Annotated in this window: 13 protein-coding genes; 5 read left to right on the top strand and 8 right to left on the bottom strand. The window is 54.8% G+C overall.

Annotated features, from left to right (window positions below):
• Positions 1-372: 372 nt before the first annotated feature.
• Together ACUN8C_RS10520 and ACUN8C_RS10515 are read left to right on the top strand one after the other, a co-directional pair.
• On the top strand, positions 373-1236 hold the full coding sequence (locus ACUN8C_RS10520) for a hypothetical protein (protein WP_445619173.1): 864 nt from the start codon (positions 373-375) through the stop codon (positions 1234-1236).
• 2 nt (positions 1237-1238) lie between these two features.
• Positions 1239-1838, top strand: coding sequence for a hypothetical protein (locus ACUN8C_RS10515; RefSeq protein ID WP_445619172.1), 600 nt, complete (start codon positions 1239-1241; stop codon positions 1836-1838).
• 712 nt (positions 1839-2550) lie between these two features.
• On the opposite strand, the gene tssH is transcribed toward ACUN8C_RS10515, so the two are convergent.
• The 8 genes from tssH to ACUN8C_RS10475 all read right to left on the bottom strand — a co-directional run bounded on the left by tssH (position 2551) and on the right by ACUN8C_RS10475 (position 12225).
• Positions 2551-5229 carry a type VI secretion system ATPase TssH gene (tssH, locus tag ACUN8C_RS10510; protein ID WP_445619171.1) on the bottom strand — a complete coding sequence of 893 codons (2679 nt, stop codon included), beginning with the start codon at positions 5227-5229 and terminating at the stop codon, positions 2551-2553.
• A complete protein-coding gene (tssG, locus tag ACUN8C_RS10505) occupies positions 5226-6299 on the bottom strand; it encodes a type VI secretion system baseplate subunit TssG (protein WP_445619170.1) in 1074 nt (357 codons plus the stop codon). The genes tssH and tssG overlap by 4 nt, the downstream gene beginning before the upstream one ends.
• Positions 6263-8098, bottom strand: coding sequence for a type VI secretion system baseplate subunit TssF (gene tssF / locus ACUN8C_RS10500; protein ID WP_445619169.1), 1836 nt, complete (start codon positions 8096-8098; stop codon positions 6263-6265). The genes tssG and tssF overlap by 37 nt, the downstream gene beginning before the upstream one ends.
• Complete coding sequence (gene tssE / locus ACUN8C_RS10495; protein ID WP_108842418.1) at positions 8098-8580, bottom strand: type VI secretion system baseplate subunit TssE; 483 nt, start codon at positions 8578-8580, stop codon at positions 8098-8100. Before tssE ends, tssF begins: the two co-directional genes overlap by 1 nt.
• Before the next feature lie 79 nt (positions 8581-8659).
• Positions 8660-10159 carry a type VI secretion system contractile sheath large subunit gene (gene tssC / locus ACUN8C_RS10490; protein ID WP_108842417.1) on the bottom strand — a complete coding sequence of 500 codons (1500 nt, stop codon included), beginning with the start codon at positions 10157-10159 and terminating at the stop codon, positions 8660-8662.
• 11 nt (positions 10160-10170) lie between these two features.
• The gene (tssB, locus tag ACUN8C_RS10485; RefSeq protein ID WP_108842416.1) at positions 10171-10707 is read right to left on the bottom strand and encodes a type VI secretion system contractile sheath small subunit; all 537 of its coding nucleotides are present in this window, start codon (positions 10705-10707) and stop codon (positions 10171-10173) included.
• Between the two features lie 65 nt (positions 10708-10772).
• The gene (locus tag ACUN8C_RS10480) at positions 10773-11531 is read right to left on the bottom strand and encodes a hypothetical protein (RefSeq protein ID WP_445619168.1); all 759 of its coding nucleotides are present in this window, start codon (positions 11529-11531) and stop codon (positions 10773-10775) included.
• Positions 11532-11748: 217 nt separating this feature from the next.
• Positions 11749-12225: a copper resistance protein NlpE N-terminal domain-containing protein gene (locus ACUN8C_RS10475; RefSeq protein WP_445619167.1), complete on the bottom strand. Its 477-nt coding sequence runs from the start codon at positions 12223-12225 to the stop codon at positions 11749-11751.
• A 162-nt stretch (positions 12226-12387) separates the two neighbouring features.
• On the opposite strand from ACUN8C_RS10475, the gene tssJ reads away from it, so the two are divergent.
• The 3 genes from tssJ to icmH all read left to right on the top strand — a co-directional run bounded on the left by tssJ (position 12388) and on the right by icmH (position 15104).
• Entirely contained in the window at positions 12388-12954 is a 567-nt protein-coding gene (gene tssJ, locus ACUN8C_RS10470) for a type VI secretion system lipoprotein TssJ (RefSeq protein ID WP_243409165.1), read from the top strand.
• Between the two features lie 87 nt (positions 12955-13041).
• Positions 13042-14388, top strand: a complete 1347-nt coding sequence (gene tssK, locus ACUN8C_RS10465) for a type VI secretion system baseplate subunit TssK (protein ID WP_445619166.1) — start codon at positions 13042-13044, stop codon at positions 14386-14388.
• Positions 14385-15104 carry a type IVB secretion system protein IcmH/DotU gene (icmH, locus tag ACUN8C_RS10460; RefSeq protein ID WP_445619165.1) on the top strand — a complete coding sequence of 240 codons (720 nt, stop codon included), beginning with the start codon at positions 14385-14387 and terminating at the stop codon, positions 15102-15104. Before tssK ends, icmH begins: the two co-directional genes overlap by 4 nt.

The following is a 15104-nucleotide window of genomic DNA, read 5'->3' as shown; positions in this document are numbered from 1 at the left end:
ATCGGGATCACCTAAAGTCAGGATACCGAGAAGTCGGGATATGTCAAGCCCATTGGCAGAGCGAATACGCCAGATACGTGAAATCGAAACCTCAGGTAGAGGCGAGTTTTCACAACTGATTGATATGCCCAAAAAAACTCTTGAAAACATCGAACTGACAGGCAGAGCGCCTAAAGGAGAGATGCTATCGGCCGTTTGTACTCAATGGCCCAAGTACACGCTTTGGCTAATGACAGGTCAGGTAGACGAGGCAGCGGGACAGATAAGCCCCGAGATAGAGAGGGCGCGCCGCGAGCTTAAGCCGACAGGCACGGATACCAAGTAGCATACAAAATCATAAAGAGTTGGTATCGCAGGGGATAGGGGAAGGTAATGTCAGAAGCAGGTAATGTAGAATTTAGACTTCGCTATGACGGCGATTTCATTGATGGCAAATCAATATCTATTAGAACTCTGGGGCACACACTACCTCATTTTCAAAGAGCTATTGATAAAGCAGTCCTGTTCGACCAAGAAGGGAAGTATAAGCGTGGCAGGGGCATCACACGTGCTGACTATTTTAAAGCTGATCTGAGTTTAGAGTTCTTTGAAGAAGGCTCAGTGATTTTGCCTTTAAAAGGCTTCATTACAGAGGGTACTGCCAAATTTTTCAATTGGGCACTAAGAAAGCCACATAATGAAGCTAAAGATGGAGGAGTAGGTTTAAATCGGGAAGCACAAATCGCCACATACAAAAAAAGAATGGAATTTGGAGATTTGGAAGCTGTAACTCAAAAAGATTTATTAGAAAGATCCAAACAAGAAGATAGAAAATACGCTAGATCAGCCATGCTAAACGATTTAGACAAAATGTTTAGTGTTTTGAGGACTTCCGGGGAGCATAGAATAGATATTCAGCTCGCAAAGCCTGGACACCAAGCAGTCTATGACTTCAACAAAAACACGGCCAAGAATTTCAACAAGCTAGTGTCTACAGCGCTACCTACGGAACCAGTTGTTTATAAAGGGCGATACAAAGGCTATAAAGAGATAAATAACGGTGCCAGCTTTGAGATTTATATACATAGCACTTATTCGGGGCAAACTGTTAATGTATATGTTTCATCCATGAATGAGCTTGACAAAATTACCAAATATCCTCATGGAACTGAGATAATGTTCTGGGCTAGCCCATTGCAAAGATATGGCGCTTTTGATGCTTACAATGGTTCGGCAATATTTGTGGGGCTTTATTAAATATGATAGGTGAAGGCGTTGCAAATGGAATTTTCGAGTTTGTTAAGCCTTATGTGAATAGCCGTCGCCTATTCTTTTCCGTACTGTTGACAATTTTACTGTCTGACAATAGTTTTGAACAATTATTAGAAATGGATTACTCAGAATTAAATGTAAAAGAAGGCTTGGGGTTTTCAAAAGAAATTTTACTGGGCAGTAGATTTGATCTTGCAGTATTCTTCTTTTCTTTATGCCTTTATGTAGGTCCGCATTTGAATTATTGGATTTTTAAAATTTGTGTCTTTTTAAATAATAAAACCAATTTTATGGATAAAGTTTTTGCCGAAGCAGAGTATGCCGACATCAGCAAAGAAACGCTAATTATTAAAAAAGATAAATTCTTAAAATTAAGCAAACGTATTAACAATCTTCTTGAGTCGCTCTTATTCTGCTTTTTTGCATTAGCTTGCGAGTTTTTTACAAGTAATACAAACCTTTATATGATTTTTCCGGCTTTTGGAATTGTGCTTTTTTTATATTATGAAAGCGCCAGTAAAATCATGAGAGACTATGCGCAATCTATTTATTTAATGAGGCTTAAATACAAAAATCAAAGCGACTAACCCCGTCAACATTGTGTCAACAACATAGATGACTAACCACAAGACAATATGCAGTAGAATATAAAAAACCGACATTTGAACAAAAGGTTATGCATTATTGTGCAGCTCAGGAGCGCTCTCATAATCCCTTGGTCGCAAGTTCGAGTCCTGCTGGGCCCACCAATCATTTCAATAGCTTACGCTATTTCTCGCCTGTCTCATCACCCTCATTTGTACCCGGTGTCAACGCCGCATCCTGGTCCGAATTTCACTGCTTCCCGCAAGTGTTACGGGGAGAGGTGAGCATAGGGCGTAGTGCGCGTGTTCCTTGGCCCTTTGGCAAGATAATCGTCATCCGGTTCAGTAGCAGGGGAAATGTCTGCCAGGCATCTGCCGGGAATATATGGCCGATTCGAGTGCCGTGTGCCTTGAGCTTCAGATAGAGTTCGGTCGCGACCGGCCCTGATCAGGGTTCTGCTCGAAAAATCGTGATTGCTGCGCAGTGGTTTTGGACCGGCCACGCTGGGGCAAGACCCGATCACTGCGCGCAGAATGCGTCCGCAATAACTCATCTGGATGCATGCCAAAAGCGGCCGAAAGCGAACAGTACCAGAGGTCACTGGCAACCGGTCTGAATCGTTGTGGAAGCCCGCTGATGGCGCTTCAGAGGACCGTCTGGCGGATAATGGCTTTCGAATATGCTATTACCCGCCTGGTCTCGGAAGATCAAGCTTTACTGGAGCGCATAGGCAAACCCGCCCTGTTCATCAAGTGTGATGTCGAGGCGTTCGATGGCTTCACCTCGCGCCATACGATCCAGCACCTGCGCTGACAGCGAGGGCATGAGTGATCCGGAAAGAATGTTGTCAATGCTGCGTGCGCCGCTGTCGGTGTCGGTGCAGCGCTCGGCAATGGCTTCGATAATGTTCGGATCGTAGACCAGCGTTGCACGATGGTTGTACTCGAAACGGCTTTTGATGCGCTCAAGCTTGAGGCGCACGATGTTGACCAGAATTTCCTTTTGAACCGGGTAGTAGGGAATGATGTTAAGCCGTCCCAGAAAAGCCGGTTTGAAGACCGTGTTGAGCTGGTCACGCAGGCCGTTGACGATATCCTCCGGTGCCGGCAGGGTCTCGGCCCCCAGACAGCGCCGCATGATCTCCTCGGTGCCGACATTGGAAGTCAAAAGAATAACCGTGTTGCGGAAGTTGATCTCGCGGCCTTCACCGTCATCGAGTACGCCCTTGTCGAAGACCTGGAAAAAGAGCTCCAGCACATCCGGATGCGCCTTTTCGACCTCATCAAGGAGCACGACACTATAGGGCTTGCGTCTGACGGCTTCGGTCAGCACGCCACCCTCGCCGTAACCCACGTACCCCGGCGGAGAGCCCTTGAGACTCGAGACCGTGTGGGCTTCCTGGTATTCCGACATGTTGATGGTGATGACATTGCGTTCACCGCCATAGAGCGTATCAGCCAGCGACAGGGCGGTTTCGGTCTTGCCCACGCCACTGGGGCCGAGCAGTAAAAAGACACCGATCGGTTTGTTGGGATCTTCCATGCGGGCACGTGAAATGGCGATACGTTTGCCGATTTCAGCCAGTGCATGATCCTGCCCCAGTACCCGCTCGCCCAGCAGTCCGGGAAGCTGCTGAACCGTAGTGATCTCGTCGCGCACCATCTTGCCCAGCGGGATACCGGTCCAGCCGGAAATGACTTCACCGATCACATTGCCATCGACATGACCATGTACCAGCGACGCCATCTCCTGAGCCTGTGAGAGCTCGCGACGGGTATCACCGATCTGGCGGCCAAGTGTCTCAAGCTCTATTTTTGAGTCGTCCTCATTATCTTCTGCCGCTGTCGCCGTATTGCTGATCAGCTCGTTGCGGCGGGCTTCCAGCGCTTTTAGCCGTTTGACAATGTCCATTTCGCACTGCCAGCGGGATTCGAGCGACTCGATCTCTTGGCGGGTGGCCTCGAGTGTCTCGTTGAGTGCCGCCAGGGCGTCACTGTGATCACTGCCTTCGAACTGCTCAAGTTCGAGCACCTGAATTTCGGTTTGAAGATTATCAACACGGCGATGGGCGTCTTCCAGCGCGGCAGGCTGGGAAGACTGGGCCAGCGCTACGCGGGCGCAGGCGGTATCCAGCACACTGACGGCCTTGTCAGGCAGCTGCCGGCCGGTAATATAGCGATGAGACAGACGGACGGCCTGAACGATGGCGTCGTCCATGATGGTCACGCCGTGATGGTCCTGCATGCGGCTGGCCAGGCCCCGCAGCATGTTGATGGCCACCGGCTCTTCGGGTTCTTCGACCTTGACGACCTGAAAGCGTCGAGCGAGGGCGGCATCCTTTTCAAAGTATTTTTTATACTCCGCCCAGGTCGTGGCCGCGATGGTTCGAAGCTCGCCGCGGGCCAGTGCCGGCTTGAGCAGATTGGCCGCATCGCCCTGGCCGGCCTGCCCCCCGGTGCCGATCAGCGTATGGGCTTCATCGATGAACAAAATGATTGGCTGGAGACTTTTGCGCGTCTCTTCGATCACGTTTTTGAGACGGTTTTCGAACTCGCCCTTGACGCCGGCACCGGCCTGCAAAAGGCCGAGATCAAGCGTGCGCAGTTCGACATTTTTTAACGGTAGCGGCACGTCACCGTTAACGATGCGAAGGGCCAAACCCTCAACCACGGCCGTTTTCCCCACGCCGGCTTCGCCGGTAAGAATCGGATTGTTCTGACGCCGACGAGTCAGAATATCGACCATCTGGCGTACTTCCTGCTCTCGTCCCAGCACCGGGTCGATGCGTCCGGCCCGGGCATTGCCGGTCAGGTCAATGGTGTATTGGTCGAGCGCCGGGGTTTTTGGGCTTCGAGCACTGCCGGCAGCGCTCTGGGCGCTTTTTGGGCCAGAAGGGTCGGCTGAGGCTGGGTGGGCATGAGGGTCCTCGCCGCTGCCGGCGACCAGATCACTGAAATGAGCCTGCAGGTCATCAACATTGATGCGTTCAAGTGCCCGCGCGCCATCCATCACGACGCGGCGCAGTTCGTCATCCTTCAAAAGCGCCAGCAACAGGTGGCCGCTTCGAATCAGGTCGACGCCCTGGTCAATGGAGGCAATGACCCATGCACGTTCGATCAGTTTCGTAATGCGCGGCGATAGGGCAGGCGTGCGCGTGTTGCCGGTCTTGAAAGTCGCAATGGTCTCTTCAAGCTGACCGGCCAGACGATCAAGTGCCACATCGTAGTGGCGTGCAATGCGCAGCACGTCATTGTCGTCGCTATCGAGTAGCTTGAGCAGCAGGTGCTCAATATCGACGTCGTACTGACGTTCGGCCAGACAGAGTGCTGCCGCTCCCTCGGTGGCGGTGCGGCTGGGTTCATTGAGCTTGTCGAACAGGGATTTAAGACTCACGCCGTGGCTCCATCGTAGAAAATATCAAAGATTGCATGACCATGTGATCGGGGCGGGCGACTGCCTGACGTCAGCCATCCCAGTTGCCCCAGGCAAGCGTTACCGTTTGCGCCGAGCTGCGGCTCTGGAATGGCACTGCGGTCAAGGATCAGCTCAATCTGGAAATCCAGTTCGATGCCGACATAAAAACGCGCCATGCGTACCAGCCTGCGATACTGCTCGGTGCCTGGCAGCAACGCCTTATAGGCCTCAAGGGTGAGTGGTCCGAAGGTGATGCGAAAGGTGGACTGGTAGTCACGTACCCGGGTACCCGCGATGGCACTTTCCCCCAGCGTCGCATTGGACTGACCCAGGCAGGTGTACTGATCGCGCGCCAGTGTGATCCAGCGTCCGGAAAAGGAGTCGACCCTGCAGGGCTGGCGGAAAGTGTATTCCAGCATTGCCTGCAGGTTGCCGGCATTACGGGGTCGCTGCGTCCAGAGCCCCGAGAACCAGTCAAACAGCTCACGGCGCAGCGCTGCCGGATCGTCATCGGCAAACGTTCTGGTCATGGTGTTTCGGGTCAGGCCGGTCAGATGCAGCAGGGCATCTTCAAAGGCGGCGCTGCCCTTGCGCTCGTACTCGATATGAAAGCGATACTTCTGCCATGCCTCGTAGAACAGCGCCGTCATGCGATGCGAGAAAAAGTCCATGAACGCGTGGGCCGCATCGTCACGTTTTTCCATGTGGCGATTGATCAAAAGTTCGGTATAGGGGCGAGGCAGCACCCCTGAAGGACCGACCAGCCCCATGAACGTCACCTGAACCTCACTGAGCGGGGCATCGCCGGCAGGTCCGGACGGTACGCTTTCAAAACACAGATCGCTGATCTCGCTGGGTGGGAAATTCAGCGAGAGCAGGCTACGAAACCGCAAGGGATCCTGATGCGGCCGATTCTCGGGATCGATGCGCCCATTGCGGCTGTAGTGAAGACGCAGCAGTCGCACCAGCTGAAAAAAACCGAAGCGCCAGGGCTCCGCGCGCGCCTGGTCGATCAGACCAGGGGCTGAGTACCGGTTCTTGGAGGCCATTGGGCTACTCGCTGTTCGCGCTGGTGCGAGCGCAGGGTCAATTGGGTGAAGCTGTTCAGGGAGCAGTACAGGCCGAAAAAGTGATCCAGCACCATGGCAAATAGATAGATGCCGCTGCCGGTGAACTGACTTTCATCCAGTGTCAACGTGATGCCGGTGCCACGCACGAAAGAGGGCCGTGGATGACCGATACGCGTCATGACCGGGGCACTCTCTACGGCGGTAATGCCGTTAATCTGCTTGCGGGTGGCTGACGTCTCGCGGTAGTTGTACAGCGACAAAAGCTCCATCAGGGCTTCTCGTCCGTCATTAACCAGCGACATGTGGTTGAGTGACAGATGCGAAACCAGACGCCAGATTCGTCCCTTGCCCAGCGGCGGACGCACCGGTGTCGTTGGTTTTCTCAAACCGCGGATGCGCTGTACGACCTGCTCCTGCTCCATGGTGAAATCTCCCTGCGGATGACCGATGGTCATCAATCCCGGGAGATCACGGTTGCTGCAGGTCAGACGCAGGCTCAGGGTGTCGCTGCTGCTTTCCAGAAGCTCCAGTTCGCGGTCGACGATTCGCAGTCGCATGTCGGTGCCCGGGTCGCGACCGTTGGCGGCGGCGACACGCCGGCCGATCCAGTAGCTCTGGTGTTTGCCATGATCGCTGTCGCGGGGTTCGAAAAAGGGTAAACAGGGCGTCACCTCATCGCGGGTCGCGCTGCGGATCACGCGGGTCACCTCGTCAATGGACACGATTTCCGTTGAGCTTGCATGGCGCACATCAGGCACTACCGGATATTCATGCCGGGTATGGGTCAGACGAACGGGTTCGGCCTGCTGGCTGAAGAGGTTGACGATCGGAGTGCAGCCCAGGCGGAAGTTGTGCCGACCAAGCGTCTGCTCCAGGCGTGCCAGCTGGTCTGCCTGGTCATATTGATGAAACGAAATGTTGATCTGAAGGGCAGTTATCGGACGATCACGCAGTCGCCGGGCCATGCCATTAAGATCGAAAAAGAGAAATTTCTCGGGGAATATGAAGTATTCATGCAGTAGCCGGTAGCCCATGAAGGAGCGTGATGAATAATCGATCAGACCTTCTTCGGCGCTGAAACCGACCGGGGTAATGGCACCATGATCAAGTGCCATCTCGCGGCGCTGGCCATTGTCGGTAAAACTCAGACTGACCCGTGCAACGTTATTGAACAAAAGCTCGTGCAGCGTGTGCATCAGGCCGCCTTCACCGTCCAGGAAAAAGCGCAGCCGATCGACTTCCATCTGGGCGAAATCGGTACTGCCAAGACTTTCCAGAGAGAGGCTCAGGCGTGCCACGTGCTCATTGCCGTGGGCATTGAAAGCCGAGCGCTCCAGCCTTTTCATGCTGGCATCCGTGACGGCGATAGGCCAGACATCGACGGGATAGCAGGTGCGAAAACGGCAGAAGGTATCGCCCACCGGACGCGAGTGCAGCAGGCTGTGGCGCGGGACATGGTAGCGCCCGGTCAGCGATGTCTGCTTGCCCGGCTCGAATTCGACAATCGACATCGATGGCGTGGGGCGAAGATAGTGTGGATAGAGCACGTCCAGAAAGGACTCGACGATTTCGGGAAAGTCGTCATCGAGCTTTTTGTGTACGCGCGCACTTAAAAAGGCAAAGGACTCGATCATGCGCTCGGCATGCGGGTCTTCGCAGTGATCCCCCTCCAGCAGCAGGCGGGAGGCGATTTTTGGATAACGTCCAGCAAACTCCTGACCCAGAAAGCGCAGGTGCGAGAGTTCCTTTTCGTAGTAGGGAAGCAGATCGTCGAGCATCAGGTCAGATTCGATACCTTGTATTGACGGGTGGTCACCTGAAGCACGGCATCAAAAGCAACCCGCTGTGAGACTTCGCTCAGTGACAGGACGGCTTCAACACGAAACTGCAATACCCGCTCGTGATGCTCCTGATTGAGCAGGCGTACCCTGACGCTGCTGAAACGTCGATCCCCATGTTCAATGGTACGCTCAAGCTGGCGCTGGATCAGGCGTCGGTCCTCGCTGCTGTGTAGCCCCCGGCTGATAAAGTCAGGCAGGCCATAATCGAGCAGAGTGCCCTGAAGGGCAGGCCAGTCATCCAGTTCGCGGGCCAGGAGCTCGCGACGAGTGTTGACCAGCAGCTCAAGGTCACGCACGACGCTTGCCTTGTATTCGTTCAGCGAGCACAGGTGCCCCGGCCGCGATTCACTCGATCGTGCAGGCTCGTCATCGAGCAGTCGATCCAGCAGGGTCGGCACCATTTGCAGGGTGTCACTCATGAAGGGCGCGCTCCTTCAGTACGGTGGCTATCAGGCAGGCATCGGGAGAGGCTCCCGATGCCTTTTCATTTATTCCTGACTATGAGCCGCGTGTGGACTGCGGCAGCTCCGAGACCAATCGCAGCGACGCGGTCAGCTCATCAAGCTGATAGTGCGGGCGCAGGAAGGTGACGGCCTTGTAGGCACCGGGCTTGCCGGGCACCTCGGCGACTTCGACGCGTGCTTCGCGCAACGGATACTGCGCCTTGGCTTCCTGACCGGCGTTGTCATCGAGCAGCACGTATTGCGACAGCCATTCATTGAGGTAGTCCTCGACGCTCTGGCGTGATGCAAAGCTGCCGACCTTGTCGCGCATGATCGCTTTCATGAAGTGGGCGATGCGTGACGTGGCAAAGATGTACTGCAGCTGCGAAGACAGCCGGGCGTTGGCGTTGGCCACGTCCGTGTTGTAGTGCTTGGGCAGCTGTGCTGACTGTGTGCCGAAAAAGGCGGCATAATCGGTGCCCTTGCAGTGCACCAGGGGAATGAAGCCCAGATCCGATAGCTCCTTCTCGCGACGATCGGTGATCGAGATTTCGGTCGGACACTTGAGCGCCACTTCACCATCGTCAGTCTGGAAGGTATGTGTCGGAAGATCCTCGACCAGACCGCCACCTTCGACGCCACGAATGGCCACACACCAGCCATATTTCGAAAAGGCGTCATTGACGCGCGCACCCATGGTGTATGCCGCGTTCATCCACAGATAACGGTTGTGATCACGTCCATCGACGTTTTCGGTGAAGTTGAATTCCTCGACCGGTGTGGTCTCCTCGCCGTAGGGCAGTCGGCCCAGTACGTGCGGCAGGGTCAGACCCACATAACGGGCGTCTTCGGAGTTACGAAATGATTTCCACTTGGCGTATTCGACGGTGTCGAAGATCTTTGACAGGTCGCGGGGCCCGGACATGTCGGTAAAGGAATCCCAGCCAAAGAGTTCGGACGAGGCCGAGGAGATGAACGGCGCATGCGCCGCGGCGGCCACGTGAGAAACCTGTTCGAGCAGGTACATGTCCTGAGGATGGCGGCCAAACTCGTAATCCCCGATCAGCATCCCGTAGGGCGCGCCGCCGAAGGTGCCATATTCTTCTTCATAAACCTTCTTGAACAGCGCGCTCTGATCAAACTCGGAGGCTGACTTCAAGTCCTTGACCAGATCCTTTTTCGACGCATTCAGCACATGAATTTTCATGTTGGTGCTGGTTTCGGTCTGATCGGTCAGGTACTTGAGTCCGCGCCATGAGGATTCAAGCTGCTGGAACTCGCCGGCGTGCATGATCTCGTTGAGCTGCTCGGACAAAAGCGAGTCGATTTCGGCAATTCGTGAATCGAGTACGGCGATCAAATCCTTGCTGGGCGTGACTTCGCCATCAAGTACCTGATGAACCAGCTCGTCGATCAAGTCGCGCGTACGGCTGCGCTCGGACTCTGATCGAGCCACACGGCTTTCTGAGATAATGTTGTCAAGCAGCGACGATTCGGGGGCGAAAACGTCGTGGGCCTCGCCCTGGGTCTGCTGGTCAGTCTGATTCTCTGCCATGATTGCTCCTGTTATTCCTTGTCTTTCTGCGGGCTGGTGGCGGCCGCTTCACGGCCAAGCTCTTCGCCAAGCGTCTTGAGCTTGTCGGTGTTTTGCAAAACATCCATCAAGAGCTCTTCCAGCCGGTCGTTGCCTCCCATCTTGTTGCGAAGGTCTGCCAGCTTGCTGCGGACTTCCAGCAGCTTGCGCAGCGGTTCGACCTGACGCACAACTTCCTGCGGCTCGAAATCTTCCATACGGTTGAAATTGAGCTCTACCGGCAGTTGGGTCCCGTCATTGGTCAGGGTGTTATCGACCCGATAGTTCAGACGCGGCTTGATGCCCTTCATGACGTTATCGAAGTTGTCACGATCAATATTGACGAACTTGCGATCCTTGAGCCGCGGTAGCGGTTCGAGGGGATTGCCGGAGTAGTCACCCATGACACCGACCACGAACGGTAGCTCCTTCTTTTCGGTGCTCTCGCCGATTTCGACGTCGTAGGTCAGGTGAACCCGGGGGGCGCGCACGCGTGAAAGCTTGTGCTGAGTACTATCGTTTCTGGCCATGAAAGGGGTCCTCTCTCGTTATGGCAAGGGGGTTGACGGATCATTGCGATTCGATAGGGCAAAAATCATGTTTTGGGGGGCATGTCGCGCATGGCCACAAGAAGCTGCTCGCGCAGGTCGTCCTGCATGGTGTCGAGAGCGTCTTCATCGATTAGCTCTTCAAAGCTTTGGCTGCCTGAGATCTCGGTGCTCTGACGAATAATGCTTTCATCCGGCAGTGTTGCATCAATGGGTGAGCCCATGATGCAAAAGGGGAGGTCACCAAACCCCTCAAGACGTTGAAAGCTGATGGGAAAACGCAGATCCCGCAGCAGTCTCCCCAGCCCTTCTGCCTTGCTGAAGCAATGAAACAGCATCAGGTAATGCACCAGAAAGCGTTGTAGCTCGGCGTTGCTGCGATTGGGGTCACCGATCACCTCCCGAAAGCGACTCGGTTCAAAGGAGGCATAGCCCACCACCCAGCGTACCGGGCTACTAACACTGATCCTTTCGTCAGTCGTCAGGGCAAGATCGTATTCCAGTGCAAAAAGCGTCGGTGTCGAACTTGTCACGTTCAGCGGGATATCCAGCTCATTCATCAGATTGAAGGGCTGTGCACCGGCATGCTTGTCAAACAGGGTTCGAAACGCCTTGAAATGGTGCTGGCTTTCCCGCCCGCTGCCTCGTGGTGCGCCCTGTAGATATTCCCCGAACAAGGGTTGCGGCCTGACCAATGGTGCCAGTGTGGACAGGTGATCACTGGCCTTCGTCCGGAGCAGATCCGAAATCACACGTGTGCGTTTTCTCGCCTGAATGAACGTTTCAACATCGAAGGACTGAGTCATCGCGTTTTCCTGACCATGGTTGCAGATACCTTGCCTATGGGCCGCGTCATGCGAGGGCTGACAGGCGCTACCTTGCATCAGCTTTTATTAAAATAACTAATCGATGTACCACTGCATTAAAGCTTCTGTTATTTTCCCGGCTAATTTTGACATGCCTTTAAGCTGATATTCCATTGCCATTCGCTTTTTGACCGATGGCATCCAGCGCCCAAAGGCTTCAGGAAGACGGCATGGCAGCCATGGAAAGGTCAGGTGTCATGGGCTTTAGCAGGGCCGGCTCGCCCTCATCGTTGGTGATGCCCCGGCCTTCATTGTCAGCGGGTTGAAGGGCGCCATCTGCACGAATCAGCATAAGACGCGGGTCGCCAATCTCTGGCGCAAGTCGGTAGCGCTGGTTCTGTTCATCAAAGAGATCATGTTCGATGCGCCACTGTCCCCAAATGGTATTGACGCGCTGGCCACCCGGGGCATCGACCCTGATCTCGTGCAGGTAAAAATTGTCAGGGGCACCTGTGACGGGATCACGACGGATGACAAGGTCGGTGACGACGCCGTGACAATCCGGGCAGGGCAATGTCCCTTCAAAACGCTCCACGACCTTGATGGCATGAACCTCGCTGGAGGGTGTTGAAGCGCAGCCGGTTACCCATAGAAGGACTGTCATCATGGTCGATATCAGAATTAGTGCTTTCATGGGTCCTCTGTGTATTCAAAAGTATCTTTTGGTAATATTAAGTTAATATGTTGGCGGATTATAGCGATTTAATCTGATAAAGTACGTCATGATATTTTACCGAGGTTATGGCAGCCATGTCTTTTCCTCGATCAAGTACCCATTTAACCCGGGGCGTTAGTGATGTCGGCAATGCGTTCGGTATTAATACTTTTCATGACTTTCTTGATCGCAGGCTGTGGTGTTGCTGATCGGGTCAGTAATCGAATGAGTGATTCCTGGGCAGGTGACCTGCTCGGAAATCAGGAGCGCGTGAGAGTGGTCATCGACAGTGACACCTCGCTGAATCCGGATGCTCAGGGTGAGCCACTGTCGGTTGTGGTGCGCCTTTATCAGCTTGAGGCGCTGCCGCCCTTTGCAACGGCTGCTCCCGACCAGCTCTGGCGTGACGCTGACGATGCGCTGGGAAGCGCACTGATTTCTCAGCGCGAGCTCACACTACTGCCCAATGATGAAAAAATTGATGTGGCGGCTCTGGATCAAAAGACCCGCTACGTGGGCATTGCAGCCTTCTTTCGGCATACGGAACAGAACGTATGGCATGTGGCGCTGGATGCCGATGAGCTGCGTCGAGATGGTCTTTTAAGCGCATCCGATGGCATTCGGATACGGCTTGTCAACGATCGGATTGAGCTCGAAAGGGGGGATGACCTGATCAACCGTCAGGGGCAGGGCAGCAGTGTTCATTGACAGGACATCGGGCAGTGGCATTGGTGCCCCGGCATCAGTGTGCTGACAGCATAACGGCAAACGCGGCGGCGTTCGGGATAGGTTCAAGTGAGCAAGCGTAATCGCATCATGTGGTCAGAAGGCATGTTCCTTCTTCCCCAGCATTTTCAGTATCAGGACGAATTTCATCAGCGCCAGCAGGCCGCTGTGCGACAGTCCCAGACGCCGTTTCACTGGGGAGTACAGCAGCTTGCCATCGATGAGGGGGCGCTGGAGCAGGGCACTCTTCGACTGACTCGCCTCAAGCTGGTTTTCCCTGACGGCACGCTGGTGGATGCACCCCAGCATGACCCGCTGCCTCTCGGGCGTGATCTCAATGAACTGTCGCGTAACGCTGAAGTGCGGATTTACGCGGCACTCAGGGTGGTAGAGCCCTGGGCGCCCAGCTATCTGAATGAAAATGGACCGCGCAGTGGTCATCGTCGTTTTATTCAGCGCTTTGACTCGATGGTCGATCTGAATGAAGGGTCGCTCGAAAATGAGCTGGGAACACTGGAGCTCAATGTCACTCTCCTGATGGAAGGTGACAGCCTGGATGGTTATACCAGTTGTCCGATTGCCCTGTTAAAGCGCAATGCCGCCGGGGGCTTCAGCCTTGAAACGCGCGAATTCATGCCGCCCTCACTGCATCTTTTCTCTTCGTCATTGCCCCTGGACATTGGTAATCGGCTGATCGGCATGCTACAGGCACGTAGCGAAGCCCTGTCAGGACGCCGGCGCGAACGCGCCGACCAGGTGGCCGAGTTTGGTTCCAGTGACGTCACGCTTTTCTGGCTGCTCTACACCATTAATCGAGCCTACCCCCAGCTGTCGCATCTCGTTACCCATACCGGGTTTCATCCTGAAAGGCTCTATCACTTTCTGGCAGAACTTGCCGCGAGTCTAATGACCTTTTCGATGTCGCATGCGCTGGCCGATATTCCTGAATACGACCATCACGATCCGGCGCCTTCGCTGCTGCGACTCGAGCAGGTCGTTCGGGAGCTGCTCGATGTTGTCGTGCCCAACCAGTACATCCCCATTCCGCTTGAGCAGACTCGCCCCTCCTACTATGTCGGACGGCTCAACGATGCTCGCCTCAAGGACGCTGATTTCTATATCAGCGTGCATGCCGACATGCCCGGCGCGCGCATTCTTGAACTGGTGCCCCGGGCCTTCAAGGTTGGCTCCCCGGAGGACATCGAAGTCGTGGTCAACACGGCAATGCCCGGCGGCACGTTGACCCATGCCTCTCGTCTGCCCAGTGCCATCCCGGCAAGGCTGGACAACCATTATTTTGCCCTTGAACCCCGGGGCAACGTTTATGAACGCATGATGCAGGCCCAGGCGATTGCCTTTTATGTGCCCAGCGGGTTCACCAACCTCAGCATTGAACTCATGGCGGTAATGAAATGAACGAAGCCCTTGCCCGGCCGGTCGATGAGGCCGCTCCCCGAACCCTGAAATATCTCTCCCGCGATTTCATCTCCATGGTGCTGATGGTCCGGCGCGGCCAGCAGGCTGAAAGCGTCGAACGATTTCTGGAGAGCGTTGACCGGTGGCTCAAGGATTTTGAAGAGCGTGCCCGCGGTGAAAACTACAGTGCCGACGCTGTACAGGATGCCCAGTATGCGCTGTGTGCCTTTCTGGACGAGAGCGTGCTCAAGGGGGGCGTGGGCAATATTCGTGAACATGTCGAGCTGCATCCGTTCCAGTACCGCTACTTTGGCGTGCATCTCGCCGGTGAAGGGTTCTATGACCGTCTGGACGCGCTTCGCTCGGACGTACGAGGCAATCTGGATGTGCTGGAGGTTTATCACCTCTGTCTGGCGCTGGGCTTTGAGGGCAAATACAGCCTGGAGAATCGGGAACAGCTTCGCTACATCGCCAACACGCTGGGTCAGGATATCGCGCGTTATCGCCATCATGACGCCGGCATCAGTGAAAGCTGGAAACTGCCTGACCAGGTCGGGCAGCTGCTGCGCTATGAAATTCCGTTCTGGGTGTATCTTCTGGCCATTGTCGTGTTCTGCATGGCCGTTTATGGCGGCCTTCACTGGTGGTTGGGCAGTGCGACCGATGCTCTGATCGAGCAGATTCAGCAACTGTTTAATACCCCCGGTCAAGAGTGA

The sequence above is a fragment of the Kushneria sp. Sum13 genome (assembly GCF_052692355.1).
Note: the sequence above shows the minus strand (reverse complement) of the source record. Positions and strands in the feature narration are given on the sequence as shown.